Annotated in this window: 23 protein-coding genes and 3 pseudogenes; 18 read left to right on the top strand and 8 right to left on the bottom strand. The window is 69.8% G+C overall.

Going from position 1 to position 24,867, the window contains the following annotated elements; all coding sequences use genetic code 11:
• From HLK59_RS24315 to HLK59_RS24270, 10 genes and pseudogenes are all read left to right on the top strand, one after another.
• Positions 1 to 1,031, top strand: a 1,031-nt coding sequence (locus HLK59_RS24315; RefSeq protein WP_240982616.1) for a metallopeptidase TldD-related protein, incomplete at its 5' end; no start/stop codon positions are given.
• A gap of 16 nt (positions 1,032 to 1,047) precedes the next feature.
• Positions 1,048 to 2,307 carry an MFS transporter gene (locus HLK59_RS24310; RefSeq protein ID WP_171143609.1) on the top strand — a complete coding sequence of 420 codons (1,260 nt, stop codon included), beginning with the start codon at positions 1,048 to 1,050 and terminating at the stop codon, positions 2,305 to 2,307.
• An 11-nt stretch (positions 2,308 to 2,318) separates the two neighbouring features.
• Positions 2,319 to 3,587 (top strand): ATP-grasp domain-containing protein, encoded by a 1,269-nt coding sequence (locus HLK59_RS24305; protein WP_171143608.1) that lies wholly within the window; start codon positions 2,319 to 2,321, stop codon positions 3,585 to 3,587.
• A gap of 5 nt (positions 3,588 to 3,592) precedes the next feature.
• Positions 3,593 to 4,972, top strand: a complete 1,380-nt coding sequence (locus tag HLK59_RS24300) for a condensation domain-containing protein (RefSeq protein WP_171143607.1) — start codon at positions 3,593 to 3,595, stop codon at positions 4,970 to 4,972.
• Entirely contained in the window at positions 4,969 to 6,216 is a 1,248-nt protein-coding gene (locus HLK59_RS24295; protein WP_171143606.1) for an ATP-grasp domain-containing protein, read from the top strand. The genes HLK59_RS24300 and HLK59_RS24295 overlap by 4 nt, the downstream gene beginning before the upstream one ends.
• Positions 6,217 to 6,269: 53 nt before the next feature.
• Positions 6,270 to 7,514, top strand: coding sequence for an ATP-grasp domain-containing protein (locus HLK59_RS24290; RefSeq protein WP_171143605.1), 1,245 nt, complete (start codon positions 6,270 to 6,272; stop codon positions 7,512 to 7,514).
• Positions 7,501 to 8,196, top strand: coding sequence for an MSMEG_1061 family FMN-dependent PPOX-type flavoprotein (locus tag HLK59_RS24285; RefSeq protein WP_171143604.1), 696 nt, complete (start codon positions 7,501 to 7,503; stop codon positions 8,194 to 8,196). The genes HLK59_RS24290 and HLK59_RS24285 overlap by 14 nt, the downstream gene beginning before the upstream one ends.
• 247 nt (positions 8,197 to 8,443) lie before the next feature.
• A complete protein-coding gene (locus tag HLK59_RS24280) occupies positions 8,444 to 8,584 on the top strand; it encodes a hypothetical protein (protein ID WP_171143603.1) in 141 nt (46 codons plus the stop codon).
• Positions 8,585 to 8,758: 174 nt separating this feature from the next.
• A complete protein-coding gene (locus HLK59_RS24275) occupies positions 8,759 to 9,988 on the top strand; it encodes a helix-turn-helix transcriptional regulator (RefSeq protein ID WP_171143602.1) in 1,230 nt (409 codons plus the stop codon).
• 799 nt (positions 9,989 to 10,787) lie between these two features.
• Positions 10,788 to 11,512, top strand: a pseudogene (locus tag HLK59_RS24270) (dienelactone hydrolase family protein); the annotation flags it as partial.
• 397 nt (positions 11,513 to 11,909) lie between these two features.
• Here the strand turns inward: HLK59_RS24270 and HLK59_RS24265 are convergent.
• The gene (locus HLK59_RS24265) at positions 11,910 to 12,476 is read right to left on the bottom strand and encodes a TetR/AcrR family transcriptional regulator (RefSeq protein ID WP_171143600.1); all 567 of its coding nucleotides are present in this window, start codon (positions 12,474 to 12,476) and stop codon (positions 11,910 to 11,912) included.
• Between the two features lie 167 nt (positions 12,477 to 12,643).
• Here HLK59_RS24265 and HLK59_RS24260 point away from each other — a divergent pair, with 167 nt between their 5' ends.
• From HLK59_RS24260 to HLK59_RS24245, 3 genes and pseudogenes are all read left to right on the top strand, one after another.
• Positions 12,644 to 13,168 carry a TIGR03618 family F420-dependent PPOX class oxidoreductase gene (locus HLK59_RS24260; protein WP_171143599.1) on the top strand — a complete coding sequence of 175 codons (525 nt, stop codon included), beginning with the start codon at positions 12,644 to 12,646 and terminating at the stop codon, positions 13,166 to 13,168.
• Between the two features lie 69 nt (positions 13,169 to 13,237).
• Positions 13,238 to 13,521, top strand: a pseudogene (locus HLK59_RS24255) (transposase); the annotation flags it as partial.
• 422 nt (positions 13,522 to 13,943) lie between these two features.
• On the top strand, positions 13,944 to 14,411 hold the full coding sequence (locus HLK59_RS24245; RefSeq protein WP_206327525.1) for a hypothetical protein: 468 nt from the start codon (positions 13,944 to 13,946) through the stop codon (positions 14,409 to 14,411).
• Between the two features lie 22 nt (positions 14,412 to 14,433).
• On the opposite strand, the gene HLK59_RS24240 is transcribed toward HLK59_RS24245, so the two are convergent.
• The 5 genes from HLK59_RS24240 to HLK59_RS24220 form a co-directional block, all read right to left on the bottom strand.
• A complete protein-coding gene (locus HLK59_RS24240; RefSeq protein ID WP_171143598.1) occupies positions 14,434 to 15,375 on the bottom strand; it encodes a hypothetical protein in 942 nt (313 codons plus the stop codon).
• Between the two features lie 87 nt (positions 15,376 to 15,462).
• A complete protein-coding gene (locus HLK59_RS24235) occupies positions 15,463 to 15,822 on the bottom strand; it encodes a bacterial transcriptional activator domain-containing protein (protein ID WP_346779809.1) in 360 nt (119 codons plus the stop codon).
• A gap of 112 nt (positions 15,823 to 15,934) precedes the next feature.
• Entirely contained in the window at positions 15,935 to 17,575 is a 1,641-nt protein-coding gene (locus HLK59_RS24230; RefSeq protein ID WP_171143597.1) for an MFS transporter, read from the bottom strand.
• Positions 17,576 to 17,669: 94 nt separating this feature from the next.
• Complete coding sequence (locus HLK59_RS24225) at positions 17,670 to 18,689, bottom strand: NAD(P)/FAD-dependent oxidoreductase (RefSeq protein ID WP_171143596.1); 1,020 nt, start codon at positions 18,687 to 18,689, stop codon at positions 17,670 to 17,672.
• Between the two features lie 66 nt (positions 18,690 to 18,755).
• Entirely contained in the window at positions 18,756 to 19,691 is a 936-nt protein-coding gene (locus HLK59_RS24220; RefSeq protein ID WP_171143595.1) for an alpha/beta hydrolase, read from the bottom strand.
• A 273-nt stretch (positions 19,692 to 19,964) separates the two neighbouring features.
• On the opposite strand from HLK59_RS24220, the gene HLK59_RS24215 reads away from it, so the two are divergent.
• Positions 19,965 to 20,588, top strand: a complete 624-nt coding sequence (locus HLK59_RS24215) for a TetR/AcrR family transcriptional regulator (protein WP_171143594.1) — start codon at positions 19,965 to 19,967, stop codon at positions 20,586 to 20,588.
• Positions 20,589 to 20,897: 309 nt separating this feature from the next.
• Here HLK59_RS24215 and HLK59_RS52440 read toward each other — a convergent pair.
• Positions 20,898 to 21,071 (bottom strand): annotated as a pseudogene (locus HLK59_RS52440) (transposase); the annotation flags it as partial.
• Between the two features lie 432 nt (positions 21,072 to 21,503).
• On the opposite strand from HLK59_RS52440, the gene HLK59_RS24210 reads away from it, so the two are divergent.
• The gene (locus HLK59_RS24210; protein ID WP_171143593.1) at positions 21,504 to 21,806 is read left to right on the top strand and encodes a hypothetical protein; all 303 of its coding nucleotides are present in this window, start codon (positions 21,504 to 21,506) and stop codon (positions 21,804 to 21,806) included.
• Positions 21,807 to 21,939: 133 nt separating this feature from the next.
• Here HLK59_RS24210 and HLK59_RS24205 read toward each other — a convergent pair whose 3' ends face one another.
• Positions 21,940 to 22,653: a TetR/AcrR family transcriptional regulator gene (locus HLK59_RS24205; RefSeq protein WP_171143592.1), complete on the bottom strand. Its 714-nt coding sequence runs from the start codon at positions 22,651 to 22,653 to the stop codon at positions 21,940 to 21,942.
• A 128-nt stretch (positions 22,654 to 22,781) separates the two neighbouring features.
• Between HLK59_RS24205 and HLK59_RS24200 the strand changes: the two genes are divergently transcribed.
• From HLK59_RS24200 to HLK59_RS24190, 3 genes are all read left to right on the top strand, one after another.
• A complete protein-coding gene (locus HLK59_RS24200) occupies positions 22,782 to 23,456 on the top strand; it encodes an SDR family NAD(P)-dependent oxidoreductase (protein ID WP_171143591.1) in 675 nt (224 codons plus the stop codon).
• Between the two features lie 257 nt (positions 23,457 to 23,713).
• Complete coding sequence (locus HLK59_RS24195; RefSeq protein ID WP_240982620.1) at positions 23,714 to 24,220, top strand: DoxX family protein; 507 nt, start codon at positions 23,714 to 23,716, stop codon at positions 24,218 to 24,220.
• A 187-nt stretch (positions 24,221 to 24,407) separates the two neighbouring features.
• On the top strand, positions 24,408 to 24,773 hold the full coding sequence (locus tag HLK59_RS24190) for a DUF805 domain-containing protein (RefSeq protein ID WP_240982615.1): 366 nt from the start codon (positions 24,408 to 24,410) through the stop codon (positions 24,771 to 24,773).
• Positions 24,774 to 24,867 lie beyond the last annotated feature (94 nt).

The raw sequence follows: 24,867 nt of genomic DNA, 5'->3' as shown, positions 1-24,867 counted from the left end.
CGCCCGCCCCGGATGCGCCGCACCGGACGCCGGACACCCCGCCACCGCACCTGGACGCCGAGGCCACCGCACGCCTGCGGGAACTGAGCGCCGGCGAGGACGGCATCGAGGTCGAACTGCGCGCCCGCGCCGACCGCTCCCGCATACGGCTGCACCGCGCCGGAGCCCGGCCCATCGGCTACGACACGGGCGTCGTCCAACTGCACACCCGGATCACCGCTCGCGGCGACGGCATCGGCTACATCGGCCACCAGGCCTACGGCCGCTCCGTACCGGATCTCCTCGACCGGACCGAGCGCACGGAGCTGCCCGAACTCGTCGGCCTGGCACGCCTGCTGGCCGCCAGGCCCGTCCCGCGACTCGCCTACGACGACCTCCTGGTCGACGGCCGGGTGCTGGTCAAGCTGCTCTCGCTGATCGTCCCCGCCTTCCTGCTGGACTCCGTCCTCGAAGGACGCTCCCCGCTCGCGGACCGCACCGGCGAAGCGGTCGCCTCACCCGGCGTCACCCTCGTGGACGACCCGACCGCACCCGACAGCCCGCTCCCTGTCCCCTGGGACGGCGAAGGAACGGCCTGCGGCCGCACCGTGCTGATCGAGGACGGCGCGCTGCGCGGCTTCCTCAGCGCCCGCCGCACCGCGGCCGAGGCCGGCACGACCGGCACCGGCTCCGGGCAGCGCGGCCCCGGCGGCGAGATGGTCACCGTCCAGCCCGGCTATCTGCTGCTGCGTCACACCACCGACCTCGGCACCGAGTTCCGGCCCGGCCGCACCGTGCTGCACGTGGTGCAGGCCAATGGGGCGCACACCTCCAACCCCATCACGGGCGAGTTCTCCATCGGCGCCAACGCGGTGGTCGTCGGACCCGACGGCACGCGGCACAACGCGGGCAACATCACCCTCGCCGGCAATGTCTTCGCACTGCTCCGGAACATCGACGGACACGACGGCCGGCTACGGGTCAACCGCAGCCACAACTCCTTCGTCGCGGGCCCCGGGGTATGGACCACCAGCCTCACGACCGGCCGTTAGACCAGGGGGAGTCCACATGTCACTGCTGAAGAACGCCGAGTTCCGGCTGTTCTGGGGCGCCCAGACGATCAGCATGATCGGGACGAACACCAGCAGGACCGCCATCCCGCTGCTCGCCGCGACCACGCTCGCCGCGACCCCGATGCAGATGGGAGTGCTCGGGGCGGCGCAGACCTTCGCCTTCCTGCTCGTCGGGCTGCCCGCCGGAGTCCTGGTCGACCGGGCCCGGCGGCGCCCCGTCCTCATCGTCTGCGACCTGCTGCGGGCCGCCCTGATGGTCCTGATCGGTGTGGGCTTCTTCCTGGACCGGATCTCCTTCCCGGTCCTGCTGGCCGGGATGCTGCTGATCGGGTTCGCCACCGTGTTCTTCGAGATCGCCTACCAGTCCTACATCCCTGTCCTGGTGGGCCGCGACCGGCTCGTCGAGGGCAACGCCCGCCTGGAGAGCACCAATTCGGTCTCCCGGACGGTCGGCCCCACCCTCGGCGGCTCCCTGGTGGAACTCGCGGGCGCCACCGCCACGATGTGCGCCCAGTCGGTCGCCCACCTGCTGTCGGTGTTCCTCCTCTCCCGCGTCCGCACCGCCGAACCGGTCCCGCAAGGACGCCCCGACCGGCGCATGGGCGCCGAGATCCGCGAGGGGCTGCGCTTCGTGCTGGGCCACCCGGTGTTCCGCGCCATCACGGGTTCAGCCGCCACGTACAACTTCTTCTACGCCATGACCGTGCCGCTGGTGACGCTGCTGCTGGTGGACGAGATCGGCTTCTCGGGCACCCTCGTCGGCGTCCTCATGACCATCGGCGGGGTCGGCGGAGTGCTCGGCGCCGCCCTCTCCGGCCGGCTCGCCCTCAGGCTCGGCCAGGTCCGCGCGATGCGGCTGGGCTATCTCGCGACAGTGCCCACCACCCTGCTGATCCCGCTCGCCGGCGACGGCTGGGCCGCGCTGCTGTTCGCCGGACCCTGGTTCGCCACGGCCTTCGGCATCATCGTCTACAACGTCGGCCAGGCCAGCATCCGGCAGGCGCTGTGCCCGCCCGACCTGCTGGGCCGCATGAACGCCAGCGTGCGCTTCCTCGTCTGGGGAATCCTGCCGCTCGGCTCCCTGGCGGGCGGCGCCCTGGGCGAGTGGGCCGGAGTGCGGACCGCCCTGTTCGTCGCCGGGGCGGGGATGAGCGCCGGCGGACTGTGGCTGGTCTGCTCCCGGCTGCGGAGCATGCGCGACCTGCCCGCGCCCGAGGACTTCCCCTCGGCGCACACCGCCCCCCTGAGCAAGTGAATGGAGCAATCATGCCTTCCCGTTTCGTGGTCTTCATCGACTCGCCGTGGACCGGCGCGGGCCAGGACTGTGCCCGCTACCTGCTGGAACAAGGCGTCACACCGATCATCGTCGCCGCCGACCCGGCAGCGCTGCACCCCTCCCTGCTGCACGACTACGCCGAACTCGGCGTGGAGATCCGCGCCTGTGACGTGGACTCCGTCGACGCCGTCGTGGACTTCTGCCGCGAACTCGCCACGCAGGGCGAGGTGATCGGCGTGACGTCCGTGTACGAGTACTACTGCGACACGGGCGCGGCGGTCGCCGCCCGACTGGGCCTGGCCGGCCCGGACCCCGAGGCGGTGGCGATCTGCCGCTCCAAGGCGGCGATGCGCGAGGCCATGGCGGGCACCCCGGGTCTCAACCCGCTCTTCCAGGTCGCCGATTCCCCCGCGCAGGCGGTGGCCGCCGCCGAGGCCATCGGCTACCCCGTGGTCGTCAAGCCGCTGGATCTGACGGGCAGTCTCTTCGTACGCCGCTGCGACTCGGCCGAGGACGTCGCCGCGATCACCGGCCAGGTCATGGAACTCGGCGAGTACCTCGGGCACACGGTGACCCCGAAGGTGGTCGTGGAGGAGTGCGTGCCGGGCGCCGAGTACTCGGCCGAGATCGTGCACGGCAAGGTCCTCGGCCTCACCGAGAAGATCGGCAGCGAGCCGCCGCTGTTCCTGGAGATGGGGCACGTCTTCCCCGCAGCCCTGTCGCCCGAACGCGAACGGCTCCTGGTCGACAAGGCCGAGCAGGCGGTGCGGGCGATCGGTGTCACCTGGGGTCCCTCGCACGTGGAACTGAAGCTCACCGCGGACGGCACCGACGCCCGGGTCATCGAGGTCAACGGCCGGATCGCGGGCGACCGCATCCCCGAGGCCGTCCGGATCGCCAGCGGCGTCGACATGTGCCGCCTGCACATGATCGCGCTCCTCGGCGGCACCCCCGATCTGACCCTGCGCTGCGACCGTACGGCCGCGATCCACTTCCTGATGCTGCGGCGCAGTGGCCGTCTCGACGCCATCGACGGCATGCCGGAGGCGAAGGCCGTCAAGGGCGTCCACGAGGTGCACCTGCGCCCCGGAGTGCAGGCGGGCATGACCTACGAGGCCAACGGCTCCAACCGGGACCGCGCGGCCTGGATCATCGCCGAGGGGGCCGACCGGGACGAGGCCCTCGGACGGGCGCACGCGGCGGGCGGGGAGCTCACCTTCGTCTGGTCGCCCGCCGGCGCCGGCGCCGAGGGGGCCTAGTCGGCATGGTGCCCGAGCACGGGCCGGCGAGCCCGGCCGGAGCGGCCCCCCGCCACACGGTGTCCGTGCCCTTCACGGCGGGCGGCACCGGCCCGGCCCCACTGACCTGGAGTCAGCAGTACTACCTGGCGGAACTGGACGCGGCCCGCCCGCACGGCCGCAGCCTGGCCATCACCCGGCTCTATCCCCTCATCGCCGGCACGGATGAGAAGGAGGCCACGACCGCGCTGCGCGAGCTCGTCGAGCGCTACGAGAGCCTGCGCAGCCGGGTGACACGGACCGTCCCTCCCGGCCAGTACGTGCACCGCCAGGGCTCGTTGGACGTGGCGGTGCACGAGGTCACGGCGCCCGCCACGGACCACGACGTCCGGGCGGCGGCCGAGGCCGTGCTCGCGGACCTCGCCCGCCGCCCCTTCGACGTCGTCGAGGAATGGCCGCTGCGGGCCGCCCTGATCGGCACCGGGGAAGGGCCCCGCTTCCTCGCCCTGGCCTTCAGCCATGTCGCCGTGGACGCCTTCGCGCTGCTGCCGGTCGGCGCGTTCCTGGTCGCCCGGTGCGCGCGGGCCGACCCCGTCGCACGGACCGCACCCGGCTGTGCCGTCGAGGCACTGCAACCACGAGAGCTGGCCGAGGCCGAGGCGAGCCGCACCCCTCGACGAGCGCTGCGGCACGCCGAGCAGACACTGCGGCGCATGCCCGCGGCCCCCACCGGTGCCGGCCCTTCGGCCACCGGCGAGCGGTTCCGCTTCCTGCGCCGGAGGTCGGCCGCACTCGACCTCGCCGTGGGCGCCGTGGCGGCCCGCACCGGGGAGAGCCCCGCCTCCGTCCTCACCGCGGCCGTACTGGCCGTCGACGCGGCACGATCCGGCGAGCGCTACGGCGTCGTCCAGCTGATCTCCGCGAACAGGCTGCGCCCGGAGACCGTGGACGCCGTCGTGCCCTGCTCCCAGCCGGTGCTGTGCTGTGTGGACACGCGGGACGCGTCCTTCGCGGAACTGGTGCGCCGCACCGCGTCCGCCTCCCTGCGCGCCTACGGGGCCGGCCCCTGCCCGCCCGCCGCCCTGGCGGAACTGCGCGCCACGGTGGAGAAGGAGCGGGGTATACGGCTGGACGGCGCCCCGACCCTCAACTACCGCCCGCGGGCGACCTCGCTGCCCCTCCGGGAGACCGACGCCGAAGAGCTGCGCCGGGCCGCGGCCGACGCCGAGAGCGCCTGGGTGGACAGCGTCATGCTCTGGCAGTCCGCCCACTACCTCAGCGCCGATGTCGACGACTCGGGCATGCGGCTGCTCCTCCAGATCGACACGGATGTCCGGCCCGCCCGCTGGGCCGAACACTGGCTGGCCGACCTGGAAGACCTCCTGACAACGTACGGAGCACCATGACAGACACACGACAGCAGCAGACCGTCCTCCTGATCGGCGCGGGCGTCATGGCCGAGGGTTACCTGCACGCGGCCCAGGAAGCGGGCCTGCGCGTGGGCATCGTCGAGACACGCGCCCGGCGCGCCGCCCTGACCGGGCGTTTCCCGTGCATCGTGGACTTCGAACCGGTGGCGGAGGAGACCGCGACCCGGGACGAGAGCTGGCTCTCCCCGGCCATGACCCTGGCCGGCCGGCTCACTCCGGACGCCGTGTGGGCCTTCGCGGAGGCCCACGTCATGGCCGCGGCCATGGTGCAGCACCGCCTCGGACTGCCGGGCCCCGGCCTCGACGCCGCGACCGTCTCCCGCAACAAGGCCTTTCAGCGCGCCGAGTTCCACCGCGCGGGCCTGCCACAGCCCGGGCACCGGCACACACTAAGGCTGTCCGACCAGCGCGAGTGGGCGCTCGCCCGGCTGCCCGTCGTGGTGAAACCCGTGTCGTTGCAGGGCAGTCAGGGCGTGGAGCGGATCTCGAGCGTCGCGGAGTGGGACGACGTGGTGGCCAGGCGGGAGAGCGAGGGCCCGCTGCTGGTCGAGGAGTACGTGGAGGGCCAGGAGTACAGCGTGGAGGCGCTGGTGCACCAGGGCCGGCTCCTGTTCACCAACCTGACCCGCAAGGAGACCAGCGGCCCGCCGTACTTCGTCGAGCTGTTCCACGAGGCCGGCTACGGCGTGGACCGTCCCCTCCTCCGAAAGGCCGCTGACCAGCTGTGCGCAGGCGTCGTAGCGGCGCTGAACCTCGTCACCGGCATCGTCCACCTGGAGTTCCGGGCGCGCGCGGACCACGATCTGGTGATCATGGAGGTGGCCGTCCGTACCCCGGGCGACCACATCATGGAACTCGTCGCCCGCGCCCACGACTTCGACGTCTTCGCCGCCTGTCTGCGCCTCGCACTCGGCGAGGTTCCGGCCACGCCGCCGGAGCCGGTGCGCGCCGCCGGCAGCCTCTTCCTGTCGGCGCCGGAAGCGGGCCGGCTCACCACCCTCGGCCTCGCCGCGTGGGCAGGCAGTCCCCAGGTCGCCAAGCACGACGCCCGCCTCGCCCCCGGCGCGCAGGTGCGCCCCGCGCAGAACTCCGGCGACCGCCTGGCCTGGGCGGTGCTCGAATGCCCGACCGGGCAGGAACTGCGCCTGCTGGCCCAGCGGTTGGTCACCGAGGCCGTGGTGGAGATAGACACAGCTCCCGCACCCGCCCCCGGCGCGTGACCGCCCCGTACCCGCCGAGCCATCTCAACACCCCCATCCGAGCGAGGAGTTCCATGTCCCGACAGCGCGTCCTGATCGTCGGCGGACGCATCGAGAACGTCCGCAAAGCCAAGGAACAGGGATACGAGGTCGTCCTCCTGCAGCGCCCCGAGCTGTTCCTCGCGGAGCACGCCAAGCTGGTGGAGGCCGCGCTGCTGGTCGACTACCGGGACTGGGACATACTCGAGCCCCTGATCACCACGGCCCATCAGGTGTACGGCTTCACGGCCGCCGTGACGACGAGCGAGGCCGGGGTGGAACCCGCCGCCCGCATCAACGACCTGCTGGGGCTCGGCGGTGTCTCCCACGAGGTGACCCTGCTGCTGCGGGACAAGCTCCGGATGCGCCGCCACCTCGCCGCTACGGCACCGGAGATCACCGTCGCCGCCGAGGAACTCGACGGCAGGGAGAGCCTCGACCGGTTCGCGACGGCCCACGGATACCCCTTCATCGTGAAACCGGTGGACGGCATCGCCAGCCTCGGCCTCCAACTGGTCGCGGACGAGGCGGAACTCGACGGCGTCTGGGAGACCGCCAGAGGACTGCGCGGGGTGGAGCACCAGTTCGCCTCGGCGTTCCCTATAGAACGGTTCATCATGGAGGAGTACATCGACGGACCGGAGTTCAGTGTCGAGGCCTTCACCTTCGCCGGCCGACATGTGATCGTGGCGATCACCGAGAAGCTGACGTCCGACAACTTCGTGGAACTCGGCCATGTCGTCCCCGCACGGGTGGACCCGGACGCGGCCCGCGCGATCGAGCGCTGTGTGCGGACCTTCCTCGACGCGATCGCGCTCCGCGAGGGCCCGAGCCACACGGAGGTGCGGCTCTCGGACCGGGGACCCCGGGTGATCGAGTCGCACAACCGGCCGGGCGGCGACCGCATCCGGGACCTGGTGGAGGCGGCGTACGGCTTCGACATCGAGCGTTACACCGTCGCCTGGGCGAGCGGCACACTGCCGGCGCTGGAGACCCGACCCGCGCTGCGGCAGGCCGCGGCGACCCGCTTCCTGAGCGCGGAGCCGGGCACGGTGACGGCGGTGGAGGGGCTGGCGGAGGCCGCGGAGCAGGCGGACGTACTGACCCTCGCCCTCGACGTCGCCGTCGGCGACACCGTACGGCCACTGCGCTCCAGCTGGGACCGGATCGGGCAGGTGGTCGCCGTGGGGCCCGACGCGGACGCCGCGCTCGCGCTGTGCGAGAAGACCGGCGCGGCCGTCGTCGTCCGCACGGAGGTGCCGGCCGATGCCCCCGAGTGACCGGGCGCGCCCCGCACCGCGACCGGATCCGGCCGTGCCGGGGTCCGATGTCCCGGCGGACCACGACCATGTCGAGATCACGTCCGAGGAGGAACTGCGCAGCCTGATCGGCGAGGCGAACCCGGTGGTCTTCAGCAAGGCGACCCGGCGGCTGGGCGAGTTCGAGCGGGCGTGGATCCGGCACACGCCACTGGTGCTGATCGCGACGGCGGCCGCGGACGGCACCTGTGACGTGTCCCCGAAGGGCGATCCGGCGGGCTTCGTGCAGGTCCTCGACGACTCGACGCTGGCGGTGCCGGACCGGCCGGGCAACCGGAGACTCGACAGCTGGCGCAACGTCCTGCAGAACCCGCACATCGGAATGATCTTCGTGATTCCGGGGCGGGGCGACACTCTGCGGGTCAACGGCCGGGCGCGGCTGGTCCGTTCGCCGGCGCTGCTGGACGAAATGGTCGTCAAGGGCAATCGGCCGAAACTGGCGCTTCTGGTGGACGTCGAGGAGGCCTACTTCCACTGTGCGAAGTCGTTCATGCGGGCCGGCGTCTGGGACCCCGAGTCCTGGACGCCGCAGGCCGCGCCGTCCAGAGCGCTCATCGCCAGGAGCACGGAGTGGAGGGACGTACCCCTTGAGGTGCTCGAAGAGCGGTACGGGGCCGACTACGAGCGCCGCCTCTATCCGTGACCGGCGGACCGGACCTGGCGATGAGGAAGATGTGGATGGCGGGGAGCGTCTAAGCGATGACGAGGTGAACAGCCGATAGTTGCCAACTCTTGTCAAGGCTTGCCAACGCGTTGGGTCGGGGTTAGCTTGATGACATCAGGCGGGTCACACGGGGGAGATGGCCACCTCTGGAGTGCCTCTTGCCCGCGGTCAACGGTGATCGCATCCATCCCGTTCAACCTGGCAACAAGGCAAAGGATCGATCATCGTGAAGATTCTCACCGGCGGACTGGCTGCCCTGGCGCTCTTCCTGTTCCTCCCCGCGGGACACGCGTCCGGTCATGCCTCCGCGCAGGCGTCCGTGAGCACCTCATCGGCCCTGGTCGCGGATGTCATAGACTGGCCCTGACGGGTCAAAGTCGGGTAAAACGCAGTCTTGCCAAACATAGACAAGATTTGCCATACTCAAGCGCAGGGGGAGTCGCCGAGGCGGCTCCCCCTTGAGTGCCTTCTGGGGCCATACGCGCCTGTGCGGGGCGCCGCTGGCTCATCGTGATCATCACCCTCGAGGACGGATCCACTCATGCTGGAGCAGCCGAGCTTCGGCCGACGCCTGCGTCAGTTGCGACTGCAGCAGGGCAAGTCGCAGTCGGAGCTGACCGGACCCGGAATGTCGGCCGCATACCTGTCCAGGCTCGAATCCGGAGCACGCCCCCCGACCGACCGTGCCGTGGCGTACCTGGCCGAGCAACTGGACGTGCCCGCCGAAAGCTTCGCCCGATACTCCGAGAACGATCTGGCCGACCTGGTCATGACCCTCTCCTCACGACCGCAGGGCGAGCGTGACGGAGAGGTCCGCGACCTTCTCAACGACGCGCTGAGCACCGCCATCGACGTGGACGCCACAACGCGCTGGGAGGCCCTCGACCTTTTCGCCCGCCAGCACTCGGCACTCGGCGAGTTCCAGGAGGAGTGCGCCGTCCTGGAGAAACTGGAGGTGATGAGCCGCGAGCTGAACCGCCCGGCACTCCACGTCTACGTGCTGCAACGCATCGCCCGATGTTGCCGCAACCTCGGCGACATGGAGGGTGCCCGGCGCTCCGCCCAGGAAGCGCTGGAGCTCACCCGGCGGCACCAACTGCGCGTACTGACCGCGGATCTCGTCCGCGCCAAGCTCCTGCTCATCTCCGCCGAGGCGGAACTCGGCAACCTCGCGGAAGCGGCCGCCCTCAGCACCGAAGTGTGCGAGAGCCTGCCGCACGGCGAGGGGGCGCTCGCCGCCGAGGCCTACTGGACCGCGTCCACCGTCCGGGCCAGGCAAGGCAACTTCAGCCAGGCCTTCGAGTTCATCGAGCGGGCGCTCGCGGCTCTGGACAGCCGCGAGGAACTCACCTTGTGGATGCGCCTCAGACTGGCCGCCGCAAGCCTCTCGCTCCAGTCCCTACCGCCCCGCCTCGACCGGGCCGAGGCCCTGCTGACCGAGGTGGAACCCGCGCTCAAGCTCGCCGGTGCGCCGAGGAACGTACAGGAACTGCTCCTCCTCAAGGCCCAACTGGCCTACCGGCAGGGGAGCATGGAACACTCCGCCGAACTCGTCGCGGCCGGCGAGGGCGATGTGCACCTGCTGACGTACCGGGACCAGATTCGCTTCAGACTGCTCCAGGAACTCCTCGCCAACTACGCCGGCGACCCCGAGGCGGACCACCGCCTGAGGGAACTGGCCGCCGACGTGCAGGCGGCACGGATGCCGGACCTCAGCGCGGAGGTATGGCGCGCGGTCGCGGAGAGCGCCCCCGTCCAGAACTCGGCCTGACCCAGGAACCGGAGGCCTCCCTGTACCGAACGGGGAGGCCTCGAAGCACGCGAACAGCAGAAGCACGCCCGTCCCGGCGGCCTCGCCGGGCGCCAGCTCACCGGCCTTGATGAGCCGGACGAGCCCCGAGAACAGATCGTCGGCCGATTCCGTCCTCTTCCGTACGCCCGAGGACGAGTCTGCCGCGTCCCTGGGAGATCCGTGCCGGGTGGCAGGTTCTTCCGAGACGATGGCCAGGTGTCAGTTCATCATCGGTGACGGGGCGCTGGAAATCGTTCCGATGCAGGAGCACGACGGACGGTAGGTCGGGGACGACCTATTCGAGGTGCCGGCTTGGCTGCACCGGCTGTCCGGCTGTCCGGCTGTCCGAGGAGATCAACGCGCCCTACAACACCGATCAACCTTGCCCAGGCCGACCAGGCCGCGCCAGCTGTACTCGGCCCACGAACAGCAACTCATCGATTCCCCACAGCCGTTCCTGCGCGAGCGGCCCTTCTCCGAAGACGAGCGAGACACCGTGCACCGAAACGTTGATCGCGTGCGCGGCACCTGCGAGGCGATCTGAAAAGCACTCAGGCAGGCCCGCCCGGACGGCTCCCCGTTCACTGCTGATTCAAACGGCTGCCCGTCCGGCGAAGGGTGTGCCCCGGCGGAAGAACCGGCAGGTCCACCTCCAACCCTGTGGCCAGGGCGGGTGATCCGAAACCGCTGCTGCGGCAACGGGGTTGGTGACGGAGTTGCTCTGCCGACGGCAGAGCAACGGCCGGGCCGGGCTCGACGATCACTACAGTCCAGTCGCATGACGACGATTGCGACGCGTGCGGTCGAGTATCCGGCTGACGGTTTGACGATGATCGGGCACCTCGCGCTCCCGGCCGGAGTCGATCGCCGGCCCGCGGTGCTGGTCGGGCCAGAGGGCGTGGGGCTCAGCGACGTCGAGCGCCGTAGGGCCGATGCTCTCGCCGAGCTGGGATATGTAGCGCTGGCCTTCGACCTTCACGGCGGGCGCTATCTGGGTGAGCCCGAGGAGATGCTCGCCCGTTGCATGCCGCTGCTCGCCAACCCCGACCGCATGCGGGGCATCGGCCACGCGGCGCTCGACGTGTTGCGCGCCGAACCGCGGACCGACCCCGACCGGATCGCAGCCGTCGGCTACGGCACCGGTGGCGCGATCGCGCTGGAACTCGGGCGCGACGGCGTCAACTTGCGTGCGATCGGGACTGTCAACGCACTGACCACCGGCCGACCGGGGGAGACGGCACGCATCGGCTGCCCGGTGTGGGCCGGGGTCGGGTCCGAAGACCCGATCATGCCGCCCGCGCAACGGGACGCGTTCACGGCCGAGATGCAGGCCGCGGGAATCGACTGGCGCCTAACGGTCTACGGCGGCGCCCTGCACGCCTTCCACCACCCGACTGTCGACCACCCCGTGGTCCCCGGCGTCGGCTACCACCCAAGGCACGCGCAGCGAGCCTGGCACGACGTCGTCGACCTGCTGGCCGAGTGCCTGCGGTGACGCAGGACCTGGGCATGACGCAGGCAAACATGCTGGTGACAGGACTGGTTGGCGTCGCGCACTGGTCAGCCGTCCCAGCACGGGAGTCGAGACAGAGCGCAAGAAGATCCGGGAGGCCAATACCCCAGCTGTAGATCGTGATCTTCATCGGCGATCGGTGATCGGTGGCCGGTCGTTCGTAGTGGCGGGCCCCGGACCGGGTGATCGAGAGAGGAAGCTGTCCACCACATCGACCCAGGTATCGCTGTGCTGCGTCGGGTGATGTGCGACCCGGCTGGATCGGCTTCCTGTGTCGGCGGTGCGTCGGGGACGGGCGCGGCGGGGCCCGGACTGGCGGACCGCGACCATGTGGGCCTTGGGCACACATCTCGCGGGAGCCGTCGAGTTCGGATGTCGCAGTGCTGGTCAGCCTCCCGCGATTGCGGTGATCGCGTCCGCCAGGTCGCTGACCACGCGCTTGCGGTGGGACTCGTCGGGTTTGAGCGGCAGGTCCAACTGAAGGCCCATGAAGGCGGCGTCCAGCAACGCCACCGCGCGTGCCGCGCGTGCCCGGGTGCAGCCCGCAGCGATCAGATGGTCGGCGAGGGCTTCCACCCAGCGCCCGTTGGCCTCGCGGACAACCGACACGTAGGGCTCACGCCCGAGTAGCCCCAGGGCGGCGGCCTCGACGTACATCCGGTGGCAGTGGTCGGACTGGTCCGAGGTGCTGACCCGCCACAGGTCCAGGACCGCTGCGCGCACGCTCCGGGACCGTGGCAGTGCACGGACGGCCTGGACCGACCGGTCGTTGGAGATCCGGAGCACTGTGGCGACGAGGTCGTCCTTGTCGGCGAAGTGGTAGAGCAGCATGCGGTCGCTGGTGCCGACTGCTGCAGCGAGGGGCCGCAGACTCAGGCCGATCAGGCCGTGGTCGAGTGCGTAGTCGGTTGCCAGCGCGGCCAGTTTCTCGCGTCGCGCGGTGTTTCGGACCATGACGCCTCCTCGTCCCATTGAGCCTGATTGTAGCGACTGCTACATTCGTAGCGGTCGCTACACATGAGGCGTGTCATGGGTTCGGCCTGGGTGCTGGTGTCGTGGGCCATCGGTGTGCCGTGCCTTGAAGAGCGCCGCCACCGGGCGCCACGGTCACAGGGATCGCAGTGATCATCGTCGGCATCGCGGCCCTGAACCAGCACAAGGCGCACCGAGACGGGCACGAGTCGAGACGGCACGCCTGGACTCCCGAGAGGAACGAGTACATGAGCATGCGCGAGGCGGAGCTGGAAGCATTCCTCGCCCAGACCTTGCCCACCCCCCTTGGCGTCATAGCAACCTTGCGCCGTGACGGATCACCACACGCCATCCCGGTGTGGTTTCGATGGGACTCGGGCGTCGTGAGGCTTTGGACGACCGACGCACGCGTCTGGGTGCGCAACCTGCTGCGCGACCCGCGGGTCTCCTTCTCCGTCCAGACCTTCGATGCGCCTTACCCGGCAGTCATGATCCGCGGACGTGCGACCGTCGCGACCGCAGATGACGCTGCCACGGTCGAGGAGGCTCGGGCGATCGCCCGCCGCTACGTCGCCCCCGAGGACGTTGAGAGCTACGTTGCCCGCTGGTCGGACCTGCGCTCCATCGTCACGATCGTCCCGGACCGTATCGTGTCCTGGTCGGCCGGAGGCTGAGGCAAGGTGACGGTGGCCGCAAGCCACAGCGCAGATCCCGCCCGCTGGCAGGCCGCGTTCGAGCTCCTGATGGACCGCATTGCGCGGCGGGTCGCCCGGGTGGAACCGCGGCGGCGGGCCCGGGAGTTCGTACTGGACTTCTGTCGGACCTGCCACACAAGAATCGCTGGACGGTTGGACGCTGGCCGAGCACGCCGGATACGGCGACCCCGTACACCCTGCGGCATCTCCTGTCGAGGGCGAAGTGGGATGCCGACGCGGTCCGCGACGACCTGCGCGGCTTCATCGTCGAGCACATGCACGACGAAGACGCGGTGTTGATGGTCGATGAGACCGGGGACCTGAAGAAGGGCGTGGCCGCAGCGTCTTCTCCACCCCCGCGCATCTCGCCTCGTGGGCGAAGCTGTGTCCCCGCACCATCCAGTCCGGGGCCAAGAGCACCACCGGACCCGCCGGGAAGGGTAACCCCTGGCTCAAGGGCGCTCTGGGCAAGGCCGCCTGTGCCGCCGCGCGGACCGACACCTTCCTGGGCGCCCGCTACCGACGCCTGGTCAAACGGCGAGGCCACGCCAAGGCCCTGGTTGGCGTCGCGCGCTCGATCCCCGTCATCGTCTGGCATCTGATCGACGACCCGCAGGCCCGGTATCAGGAACTCGGCCCGGACTGGCACCAGAGACATCTCAACCCACAGCGCAAGACGCGCGACCTCGTCCGGCAGCTCGAACACCTCGGCCACCAGGTCACGCTCGCCCCCGTCTCCGACATCGTCGCCTGAATGCGAGTCACCGATCCATTCGGACGGCTCCGCCGCCCGGATGCTGCCGCCTGCCCGGTGGAGGTTCAATTTTCTGTTCAGCCCTATCAGGAGCAGCGAGAGCGCGAGATCGCCGCGCAGGCCGAGGCCACGCGAGGACGCATCGCGGAACTCGCCGCGCAATTGGAGGAGTTCGACCGGCTCGCCGAGGAAGTACGCATCACGCGCAAGGCCCTGCTGGCGCTCCCTGATCCATCCCCGCCGACGCCGCCGGCCGCGAAGCTGCCGGACCGTCCGGCCTACCAGCAGATCATGGCGGTGTACGCCGCGGCCGACGCCCCACTGCGGGCACGGGCGGTCTGCGAGGCGTTGGATCTGGAGATCGCGCCCAACAACGTCAACAACGTCCTGCTGAAACTCAAGCGGCTGGCCGACCGCGGGATCCTGACAGAGACCGAGCAAGGGCTGTTCGCCCTGCCGCGACCGTAACCTCGGTCGCTGACATCGGGCATCAGCTCGCGCGTCGCCCTGCGAGCAAGTCCTGGAGCGACTGGGACTGGAGCTGCAGGGGCGGAGCCATGTCGCCGAATGACTTGCTAAACGCTTGCGGCGACCGCTCCAGTTCCATGAGCACGTGCTCTGCTGTGTCGTTGCCGGCAAGGTCGGGCGCCAGGGCCGCGCAGACCCGAACGCCTGCATGTGGGTCAGTCAGCCAGGGGCGCGTGTCGCCGCCGAGGTGACCGATGGCTATCACCATCGTCGCCAGGTCGTACGAGGAATCGGCGGCCAGGGCCATCGACTTCAACTGTTTCAGCAGCTCCGAACGTTGCGCGGAGGCCGCGGGATGCCGCGCCAGTGCCCCAACCGCTGCGGCGGCACATGTCCTGCGCCTGGCACGTTCCGACGCGAGGTACGGCAGTGTTCGCTGCAGCAGCACGGGAACCACGTCGAAGCAGGCGAGCGCAGCCTGATCGAGGACGAGTTCACCCAGCCCTGTGCCGTCCTGCCACATCCGGGCCCGGCCATCTTCATCAGCCGACACGTACTCGACCGTCCAGCCCCGTAGCTCCGGCGCGCGGTCCTGGACCCGAGCACGGATCTCCGTCGCCTGGTCGCCGAGGTCGGCGGCGGCGCCGACCACGTACAGATAGGCGAGCATGGCATCGGGCAGCGAGGGATCGTCGAGCCCCAGCAGCGGGTTGTCCAGGAGCCCGGTGACAAGCATCGCGGTGGGCGCCGTCGCAGGCCATGCCTTGCCCTCGCGGCGAAGCGTCGCCGACCACAGGTGCGAGTACCCGTCGACAGAAGCCCGCGCATCCTTGCCGAGGAGAGCTGCCAGGTGCCGCGGCGTGTCGCTGGCAGGTCCCGAGGCATGGAACAAGCCGGACCAGTCCACGTCATGCGTTCGGTCATCCACAACGGGGATCGTGCCACAGCACTTCGTCGTGCTCACGGCCCGGACTCACTCCGTATCGGTGGACATGTTCGCCTGGCCCGGCACGCTCACTCCTCACGCGAATACCTGGCCCGCCAACCTCACTCAACCGAGCCGCGAACCGGACATCAGCTTGCGTATCGCCCACTCACACCGTCGGGCGGACCGTCCGCGCTGTTGTCGGCGGGGGAGGAGGTCGCGGATGAGGTTCTCGGTCTCTGTTTCCAGTGAGCAGTCGAGTGCCTGGTTGACCTGTTGCACGCGGGTGATGGCGGTGTGGAGTCCCTGCCGGTTCCCGGCTCCATACTCGATCCGCATACAAGCCCTGTAGAGGAGCTCTGCGGTGGGGTCTGCTTCGAGGCCGGTGGTGACGGCTTGGCGGGCTGCGGCGGGGTTGTGGTGCTGGCCTGGGGTGGTGCGGTGGGTGGCGATGGTGTGGGCGACGTCGATGATGCGTGTGATCATTTCTTGTTGGTGGGGTTCGGCCCGGCGCGCCTGGCGGGCGATCCGGCGCAGGGGGTGCCCGACGCTCCGGCGGGCGCGTCCCCGGCGACCAATCGGACGCCCCGCCGGCGATCTAGCGGGTGGACCCGGTGTGCTCCCGCGTGGTCGCCGCCTCGCTCGCCGCCGTGCCGGCCCCCTTCTCGGCCCCCGGCTCGGCGCTCTTTGCGAACTCGCGTCGGCCCGGCATGACCGTGAGGACGATCAGTGTTCCGGCGGCCATGATGATCCCGCCGATGAGGCTGGTCTGGGCGACGCCGTGGGCGAAGGCCTGGTGGACGGCGTCCACGGCGGCCTGGGCCTGCTGGGGCCCGGCGGAGGGATCCTGCGCGACCCGCTCCGCGACGGCCAGGCCGGCGCCGACCGAGTCCTTGGCGATGTCCATCGCCTGCGCCGGGAGCCGGTTGCCCACCAGGTCGGTCAGCTCGTCCCGGTAGGCCGTGCCCAGCAGTGAGCCCAGTACCGCGATGCCCAGCGCCCCGCCCAGCTCCAGCGCGGTGTCGTTGACACCGCCGCCGACGCCCAGCTCGGACTCGGGGAAGGAGCCCATGATCGTGTCGGTCGCCGGGGAGATGGCCAGTCCGAGCGCGAGGCCCAGCATCATCAGCGGCGTCAGGAAGTCCCCGTACGTCGATCCCTTGTCGATCTGGGTGAGCAGGAACATGCCCGCCGTGCCGATGGCCAGGCCGGTCACGACCATCGGCTTCACCCCCAGCTTCGGGGTGAGCATCCCGGTCAGCGCGGACCCGAGGAACACCGCACCGCCCAGCGGCAGCAGCCGCAGGCCCGTGTCGAGGGCGTCGTAGCCGAGGACGAACTGGAGGAACTGCGTCGAGTAGTAGAGCACGGCGAACATACCGAAGAAGAAGAACATCACCGCGAGCATCGAGCCGGTGAAGGGCCGCAGCGCGAACCTGCGGACGTTCAGCATCGGGTGCGGGTGCCGCAGCTCCCAGGCGACGAAGGCGGCCAGACCGGCGCCGGCGACCACGGCGGCGGAGACGGGGCCGGCGCCCCAGCCGGAGTGCGGGCCCTCGATGGCGGCGTAGATCAGGGAGCCGACTGAGACGATCGACAGCAGACCGCCGACGTAGTCGATCCGGCCCATGCCCTGCGCCTTGGACGGCGGTACCAGGGCGAGCGCGCCGAACACGGCGAGCAGGGAGATCGGCACGTTAATCAGGAAGGTCGAGCCCCAGGCGTGGTCCTCCAGCAGCCAGCCGGAGACCAGCGGGCCGACGGCCACCGCCACCCCGGAGGTCGCGGCCCAGGCGGTGATGGCCTTGGCCCGCTCGCTGCGGGGGAAGGTCGCGACCACCAGGGACAGCGTGGCCGGCATCACGACCGCGGCACCGATACCCATGATCGCACGGGCCACGATGACCAGTGAGGTCTCGTCGACCATGCTCCCCATCACCGAACCGCCGGCGAAGACCAGCAGGCCCAGCACCAGCGCCCCGCGCCGGCTGTACTTGTCGCCGATCGCGCCCAGCACCAGCATCAGCGCCGCGTACGGAACGGTGTAGCTGTCCACGACCCACTGCAGATCACTGCTGCTCAGGCCCAGATCGGTGGTCATGTCGGGGGCGGCGACGATCAGCGACGTGTTCGCCATCACCGTGATCAGCAGGCTCAGACACAGCACGAGCAGCGCCCACCAGCGCCGCGCGTACGGCCCGGCCATTTTCTCCACGGGGGTGTTCGCAAGGAAGGACATCAGTTGCTCCTGAAGGGGACGGGGCAGACGAGCGGAAGGGCTTGATTGCCCGTGAGGTGAGCGGGTGGCGGGCTGAGATCTCCGAGCTTCAAGATCATCCTGTGGCGCCTTGTGGGCTTGCCTCGGCGGTCTTCTGGAGGGCCGCGTCGGTGTCCGCGATGGCCAGCATCCTGTTGATGTCGGCCCCGGCGAGCGCGCCGGCCGCTGCGGAGGCCCCGACCTGGGCGACCAGATCGGTGACGTTGCCGGCCACCCACACCCCCGGCACCTCGGTGCTGCCGGCCAGGCCGGAGGCGAAACCGCGGCCCTTGCCCGGCAGCTCCTGCACCGGCAGGCCCAGCCCTTCCAGGCCCTTTGTGCGGGCCTGCACCGGCGCGGCGACCGCGAGGACGCGGCGGGCCACGACCTGGCCGTCGGCCAGGCGCACGCCGGCGAGGGCACCGTCCTCGTCGTCGACGACCTCGGTGACGGGGGTGTCGATGATGCGGATGCCGCGGGCGGCGAAGCGGGCGCGGCTGTCCTGGTCCAGGTCGGTGGTGTGGGTGAAGTAGGTCAGGTCCTCGGTCAGCTGACGGAACAGGTACGCGTGGCCGATGGAGGCCGGGCCGGTGGCGAGGATGCCGATGGGCTCGTCGCGTACCTCCCAGCCGTGGCAGTACGGGCAGTGCACCACCCTGTGTCCCCAGTGCTCGGCGAGCCCGGGCACCTCCGGCAGCACATCCTTGAGGCCGGTGGCCACCAGGACGCGGCGGGCGGTCATGCGGCGACCGTCGGCCAGGGTGACGGTGAACCGCAGGTCCCCGTCCTCTGACGGGGCGGCGGACTCGGCCGAGACCACCTCGCCGGACACGACGCGTCCGCCGTACTGGCGCACCTGCTCCCGGCCCCGTCGAAGGATTTCGGACGGCGGGGTGCCGTCCAGGGCGAGGAGGCCGTGCACGGCCTCCGCGGGCGCGTTGCGCGGAGAGCCGCTGTCGATCACGACGACCGAGCGGCGGGAGCGAGCGAGGATCAGAGCACCGTTCAGCCCCGCGGCGCCCCCGCCGATCACCACCGCGTCGACGGTCCCCTCGGCCAGCGCGTCGCTCGCGTACGCAGGAGTCGTCACAGCCATGGCCTCCTGCCTTCCTTGTCAGTCATGGTTCGGTCAACCCTTCAAGTTCCGGGTGGTGGGAGGGGGTTACTTGTTCAGGAAGCCGACGATGTGGTCAGCGACCGTCTTGGGTTGTTCGAGGTGCAGGAAGTGCCCCGCGCCGGGTATGACGATGCGTTCGAAGCCGTTCGTGTACAGGTCGTCCATGCCGTCGCTCAACTCCACGGACATGCAGTTGTCGTCGGCTCCGTGGAGGTAGAGCGACGGGACGGTGAGGGCGCCGAAGGCCCGGGCTTGGAGGGATTGGGCAGCCTCGTCCGCGGGGGGCGTGAACAGCTGGCGGTAGTAGCCCAGGACCTCGGTCAGGACTCCTGGAGCACCCAGGGTTTCCTTGAGCGCGGCACGCTCCGCGTCCGGCAGCTCGTAGCCGGGTGACCACTCCCGCCAGAGCCGGTCGATGAAGGCGAAGTCGTCGAGCTCGACGGCCGCCTCCGCCATGGCTGACTGGAAGAAGAACATGTACCAGCTGCGTCGCTGCTGGTCGGCATCGGTGACCAAAGCGGTCATCAGCTGACGGGCAGGGGGACCCGCCATGGTGACCAGCCTGCGGACACGGCTCGCGTCGAGGCTCGTTGCCGCGTACGCCGCCGCGGCGCCGAAGTCGTGGCCGATGAGATCCGCCTGCTCGCGCCCGAGTGCTTCGATCAGGGTCAGGACGTCCTGGCCGGTCGAGGCAATGTTGTAGGAGCCGTCGAGGGCCGCGCCGCCGGGCCAGTATCCGCGCTGTGCGGGCGCGACCGCCCAATACCCTTCCTGCGCAAGGCGGTCGAGGATCCCTGTCCAGCTGGCGGCATGGTCGGGAAACCCGTGGAGGCACACAACGAGCGGCCCGCTGCCGGCCTCAAGGATCGGAACCTCCAGTCCGCCTGCCTGAACCGTCCGATGACGGACGCGGTCGGTCGCCTGGGACCCCCTGGCCGGGGAGTCCTCGCCGAAGGGCGGTCGCTGGGTCGCCTGTGTCATGAGTTCAACCTCCAAGCCGCTGTCGCGGCGTCGCGGTCCGGCAAGCCCGGACCAAGTAGCAAGTACGGCTGTCTGAAGCCGGGGTCAGTGCCGGTGAGCGGTCACGACGGTGGCTGTCCACCGAGTGGAGAGCCCGGCTCCGGTTCGCCTGGGACGTCTACGTGCACGCAGCCTGTCCGGTGAGCCCAGGACGGTTATGGACTGGACAGTCCGAAACCTAGGAGGTTCTGTACTGGGTTGTCAAATATGGCGGGTCGGATTTACCTTCCTTGTATGGCGAGACCACGAAGCTTCGACCGCGACCACGTCCTGCATGCCGCCGAGCGGCAGTTCCGCGCCTCGGGCTACAACGGCACGAGCGTCGACGACATCAGCGCCGCCACCGGCCTGGGCCGCGGCAGCCTCTACGGCGCGTTCGACGGCAAGCACGGCGTGCTGCTGCAGGCGATGACCGGCTACTTCGCCCGGCTGGCGCAGGGTCCGCGGAACATGCTCGACGGACCGGACGAGGGCGCCCTGGAACGACTGCACGCATACCTGCTCCGCGCCGTCCACGGGGTGCCACTCGCCGCCGACGTACCCCCCGCCTCTGACCGGGCGGCGGCGGCCTGCTTCGCCGCCAAGATGGCCCTGGAGATCGGCGCCTCCGACCCCGAGGTGAAACGCCTGGCCAACGAGTGCTTCGCCGTGGTCCGGGCGGCGGTGGCCGAGTGTGTGCGAGCGGCGCAGCGCAACGGCGACATCGACCCCGACGCGGACCCCGAGGACCTCGCGTTCCTCCTGCTGAGCGTCATCCGCGGGATCGATGTCGTAGGCGCGTACGGTCACAGTCCCGACCGCCTGACCTCGATCGCGGAGAGCGCGTTCGCCTTGCTGCCTCGCCCGCGCCACACCTGAGAAGGGCACGGCCGGCCTCGCTGCACAGGCGTGCGTGCGGTCGGCCCACTTCGACGCCGCGGAGACACGGCCCGCAGGTTCACGCGCCGCCGTGACCTAGTGTGTTGGCGCGTGCTGTGGTGTTCCGGGGATATGCGGGGTGGGCACTGCTCGGCGCTTCGGACGCGAGGCGGTTCCATGGATACTGCTGCCCAAAATGAGGGCCAGACCGGCTTGCCGACCGTCTGACCAGGGCCGGTGCCGCGTTCGAGGGCAGCACGGAGATCGCCGAGGCCCGTGCCATGGCCCGCGACTTCCTGAGCTTGCTATTTAACCTTTGCGAGGTATCAGGCGGTTGTGTTCGGCGATGGTCTCCGGTCGTCTGGTTGTTTTGCCCCCGTCGTGGCGGGTGGCGGGCTGACGGTTCTTCGAGCCAGGTGGCCTGCCCGGTCCGGGTGTTAAGCGTTTCGGTGTACGGGCTGGGCAGTGCAGAGGCTGTCGCATGGTTCCTGTCCGGTGAAGGTCAAGAGGGCTTCTTGGGCGTGTGATTGACCACGGGCGTCGAGTGCCACACAGTGGTGATGCTCCTTGCGGATGTCGACTCCGGCCCAGATCCTGAACATGACCGCCTCCGTCAGTGGTTCGTTCTGCGGTCCCGCGGACGGCCTTGCCGACGTTGTCCTACACAGCGATCAAGTCGCGTATCCCGATGAGCGGTTGTGACCGTCACGGGCTCCGGGCGGCCAAGTCTTCTCAGCCATCGAGCGGCGACAAGCTCACTGCCCTACCAGGAACCCTCGGGCTCACCGATCCTACGAATGACCGGTGGTAGACCGGCTCCAGAACGGTAGGACAAGCTCAGGGCGGTCATCAGGTCAACCAGCTGGCCCAGCTGGCCCGGCTGGCTGGCTGGCCTGGGGTGTCGGGGGGTTCGCGTTGTTCTCGTTTGGCTTCGATCACTTCGGTCAGGGCTTTGGTGTAGTGGTCGGTGAAGTCCGGGCCTTCGAGGCCGTCCTGGGTCATGGCCTCGAGCAGGGCCAGGGCCTCGTCGATCTCGTTGTCGTCCAGCGGGATGGCGGCGGGGAGCAGCAGGGCGGGGTCGCGGATGTCGTCTGGCCAGAGCAGGCCGTGCAGGGCGATCGCGGTGCCGCGGACGCGGAGGGGCCCGAGGCGTTCGCGGCCGTGCCATGCGAACCGTGCGACCGCGACTTTCGAGGCCCGTTGCAGGGCTTTGAGTAGTACTGGTGCACCTGGTTATGCGAACGTGCGGAATGGTTGATGTTGAGGGAGGTTGCCAAGCAGATCCGACCACCGGCAAGGCCACTCCGATGTACGGCCTCATCGCGGTCGCCCTGTCCCACCGGTCGCTGGTTCAGCGTCGCTTTCCGGTCTCGGGGGCGGTGGCGCTCTGGCTGGCGCGGCGCATGGCCTCGTACAGCGCGGTGTCCTCCGGCGGGTCCGGCAGCGGGCCGCGGGCCGGGGCCTGGAAGGACTGGATCATCCAGGCGACCAGGCGGCGCCAGGCGTCCGGGGCGGCATCGGCAGTGGCGCTGAGGACTCCGGCGTTGGCCATCAGCAGCAGCACGAGATCACGGCTGGTGAAGTCCTCGCGCAGTTTCCCGCTGTTCTTGGCGCGGGCGATGAGTTCGAGGAAGCCCTCGTATGCCTGAGCGTGGTAGGTCTCCAGCTCCGGAACGCCCGGGAAGTTCATGGTCAGAATGTCGGCGAAGGCTCGGTCGGTGGCCTGCATCGCGCAGACGGTCTCGATGTAGCGGGTGAAGCCATGCCACGGGTCGGGGTCGGCCAGGGCTGCGTCGGTGGCCTGTGCGTACGTCTTCATGCGGTCGGCGAAGACTGCGGCGAGCAGGTCCTCCTTGTGGGGGAAGTGGCGGAAGAGGGTGGCGATCCCGACCCCGGTCTCCCGTGCGACTGAGGCCATCGACGCGTTCAGCCCGTCGCGCCCGAAGACCGTGCGCGCGGCGGCGATGATCCGCCCCCGGTTGCGCTCCGCATCGCTGCGCTTGGACTGACCTGCGGAAACAGCAGCGCCGACGCGGGCTTCGGTGTGCGGGTCTCGGGGGCTCATGACGCCAGACTAGCAAACCGGAATGCCTTATCCGATTCTCGTGTTACGGTGGACGGCGAACCGGATAGGTCTTTCCGGAAATGAAACGGATAACCCTATCCACCTCCCCTTCACTGAAAGGCTGTCTCATGCCCACCATCGCCATCGTCGGCGCCGGCCCCCAGCTCGGTCTCGCCATCGCCCGCACCTACGGCACTCACGGCTACGACGTCGCACTGATTGCCCGTAGCCGGGCCAAGCTCGAAGATCTGGCCGGTGAGCTGGCCGCCGAGGGCATCAGCGCCGCCGCGTTCCCCGCCGACGTCCTCGACCGCCCCGCCCTCATCCAGGCACTCAAGGATGCAGCTACGCACTTCGGTGGCATCGACGTCCTGGAGTACTCCCCGGTCGGCGGCCTCCAGACCGTCATGACCACCCCGGGCGCCACCGAGCCGGCCGACGTGCAGCACGAGATGGACTTCCAGCTCTACGGAGCCATCGCCGCCACCCGCGCGGTGCTGCCCGCCATGCGGGAGGCCGGTGCGGGCACCCTGCTGTTCACCACCGGCGCCGGCTCCGTCGACCCCGTGCCGCAGATCGCCAACGTCAATGCCGCCGCCGCGGCGCTGCGCAACTGGGTGATCAACCTGCACAAGGAGCTGGAGGGCACTGGTGTCCAGGCCGCGCACGTTGCCATCAACGTGTCGATCGGCACGCCGGCGATCCCCGGATTCCCGACCGCCCGGCCCGAGGACATCTCCCCGGTCTACTGGGACCTGCACACCACCAAGCGCGACCAGGCCGAACTCGTCTTCAATCTCTGACGCCCATCAGCCACCCGACCGCCTGGTCTCCCGGTATCTACGCCGCGCACTTCGCCATCAACATCTGGCTCGGGGAGGACGGCCCCGAAAGCATTCCTTCGGGGCCGCCCCCGAGCAGGTCCCGCGCCTGTACTGGGACCCGTACGAGCGTCGCGGCCAGGCCGAATCCGTCCAGATGCCCGGGGTGCGCGAGCCGATGTCGCAGCTGTCGGCATTCAAACGCCTGGGCGAGCCGGAGGAGGTCGCCGACGTGCGTGATGGTCTTCCTCGCCACCGACCGGTCGCGGTGGATCACCGGAGCCTCCCTCGACGTCACCGGCGGCAGCCTCCTCGGCAAGCAGCCCACTCTGCCCCATTCACCCTCGCCTTCGTTCCGAAGGACTCCACGCCTGTTGAACATCTTGCTGTGGATCGTGCAGGCCGTACTGGCCGTCTTGTTCGCCATGGCCGGTGTCATGAAATCCGCCCAGCCCAAGGACAGGCTCGTCGAGAAACCGCCCTGGGTCGCCGACTTCTCGCCCGGCACCGCCCGTTTCATCGGCATCGTGGAGTTCGTCGGCGTTCTTGGGCTGATCCTGCCCGCGGCCACCGGCATCGCCACCGTCCTGTCGCCACTGGCCGCTGTCGGCCTTGGCACAACGATGCTGCTGGCTGCGGCCTATCACGCGCGCAAGAAGGAATTCCCCGCGATCGGCCTCAACGCCGTCCTGCTGATCCTCGCCGCGCTGGTGGCTTGGGGACGCTTCGGCCCGTACAGCTTCTGAAACCGCCCCCCTTCTACCGCAGCTGCTGGACGAAGGCCATCAGGCCACCGCCCCGCTCCGGCTTCCTCGGGCACGACCCTGTCGGCTTCACCGTGACCGGCGAGGACGCTGCCGTCTTCCTGATGTCCGCATGACCGCTCTCGCGGTCCGGCTTGTGTCCCACTCCGATCGATTCGAAGGAACCATCATGCCGAGAATGTCGTTCATCGAGGCGTCCCGCACGTGTCTCACCACGAAGTACGCCACGTTTTCCGGTCGCGCCCGGCGGTCGGAGTACTGGTGGTACTCGGTGGTGTACGTGATGGCCACCGCCGTGATCGGAGGGACCACCTGGGCAGCGGAGGCCCCGCTGCTGAGCGTCCTCCTGCTGCCGTTCATCGTGCCCATGCTGTCCGTCTCCGTCCGCCGGTTGCACGACACAGGCAGGACCGGCTTGAGGATGCTCATCGCCTTGATCCCGGTCGTCGGCCCCGTCCTGTACCTCATGGGCATGACCGTGGAGGGCGTTCCAGGTGCCAATCAGTACGGTCCGTCCCCCAAGGCAGGCCACTGAGCGGACCGCGGCTGAAATTCCTGTCCGAGGAACCCCTTTTTGACGCTGACCCAGCAGGAGCAGGACACGCTCCAGGACCTGGTGCAGCGAGCCC

Source organism: Streptomyces sp. S3(2020), from assembly GCF_013044505.1.
Taxonomy (GTDB): Bacteria; Actinomycetota; Actinomycetes; order Streptomycetales; family Streptomycetaceae; genus Streptomyces.
This window is presented reverse-complemented; position numbering and strand designations above follow the sequence as displayed.

What these genes read in the sequence shown, in the direction of transcription:
- HLK59_RS24310 (WP_171143609.1), top strand. Translation starts at nt 1,048, where the DNA reads ATGTCACTGCTGAAGAACGCCGAGTTCCGGCTGTTCTGGGGCGCCCAG.
- HLK59_RS24305 (WP_171143608.1), top strand. Translation starts at nt 2,319, where the DNA reads ATGCCTTCCCGTTTCGTGGTCTTCATCGACTCGCCGTGGACCGGCGCG.
- HLK59_RS24300 (WP_171143607.1), top strand. Translation starts at nt 3,593, where the DNA reads ATGGTGCCCGAGCACGGGCCGGCGAGCCCGGCCGGAGCGGCCCCCCGC.
- HLK59_RS24295 (WP_171143606.1), top strand. Translation starts at nt 4,969, where the DNA reads ATGACAGACACACGACAGCAGCAGACCGTCCTCCTGATCGGCGCGGGC.
- HLK59_RS24290 (WP_171143605.1), top strand. Translation starts at nt 6,270, where the DNA reads ATGTCCCGACAGCGCGTCCTGATCGTCGGCGGACGCATCGAGAACGTC.
- HLK59_RS24285 (WP_171143604.1), top strand. Translation starts at nt 7,501, where the DNA reads ATGCCCCCGAGTGACCGGGCGCGCCCCGCACCGCGACCGGATCCGGCC.
- HLK59_RS24275 (WP_171143602.1), top strand. Translation starts at nt 8,759, where the DNA reads ATGCTGGAGCAGCCGAGCTTCGGCCGACGCCTGCGTCAGTTGCGACTG.
- HLK59_RS24265 (WP_171143600.1), bottom strand. Translation starts at nt 12,476, where the DNA reads ATGGTCCGAAACACCGCGCGACGCGAGAAACTGGCCGCGCTGGCAACC.
- HLK59_RS24245 (WP_206327525.1), top strand. Translation starts at nt 13,944, where the DNA reads ATGCGAGTCACCGATCCATTCGGACGGCTCCGCCGCCCGGATGCTGCC.
- HLK59_RS24235 (WP_346779809.1), bottom strand. Translation starts at nt 15,822, where the DNA reads ATGATCACACGCATCATCGACGTCGCCCACACCATCGCCACCCACCGC.
- HLK59_RS24230 (WP_171143597.1), bottom strand. Translation starts at nt 17,575, where the DNA reads ATGTCCTTCCTTGCGAACACCCCCGTGGAGAAAATGGCCGGGCCGTAC.
- HLK59_RS24225 (WP_171143596.1), bottom strand. Translation starts at nt 18,689, where the DNA reads ATGGCTGTGACGACTCCTGCGTACGCGAGCGACGCGCTGGCCGAGGGG.
- HLK59_RS24220 (WP_171143595.1), bottom strand. Translation starts at nt 19,691, where the DNA reads ATGACACAGGCGACCCAGCGACCGCCCTTCGGCGAGGACTCCCCGGCC.
- HLK59_RS24215 (WP_171143594.1), top strand. Translation starts at nt 19,965, where the DNA reads ATGGCGAGACCACGAAGCTTCGACCGCGACCACGTCCTGCATGCCGCC.
- HLK59_RS24205 (WP_171143592.1), bottom strand. Translation starts at nt 22,653, where the DNA reads ATGAGCCCCCGAGACCCGCACACCGAAGCCCGCGTCGGCGCTGCTGTT.
- HLK59_RS24200 (WP_171143591.1), top strand. Translation starts at nt 22,782, where the DNA reads ATGCCCACCATCGCCATCGTCGGCGCCGGCCCCCAGCTCGGTCTCGCC.
- HLK59_RS24195 (WP_240982620.1), top strand. Translation starts at nt 23,714, where the DNA reads ATGGTCTTCCTCGCCACCGACCGGTCGCGGTGGATCACCGGAGCCTCC.
- HLK59_RS24190 (WP_240982615.1), top strand. Translation starts at nt 24,408, where the DNA reads ATGCCGAGAATGTCGTTCATCGAGGCGTCCCGCACGTGTCTCACCACG.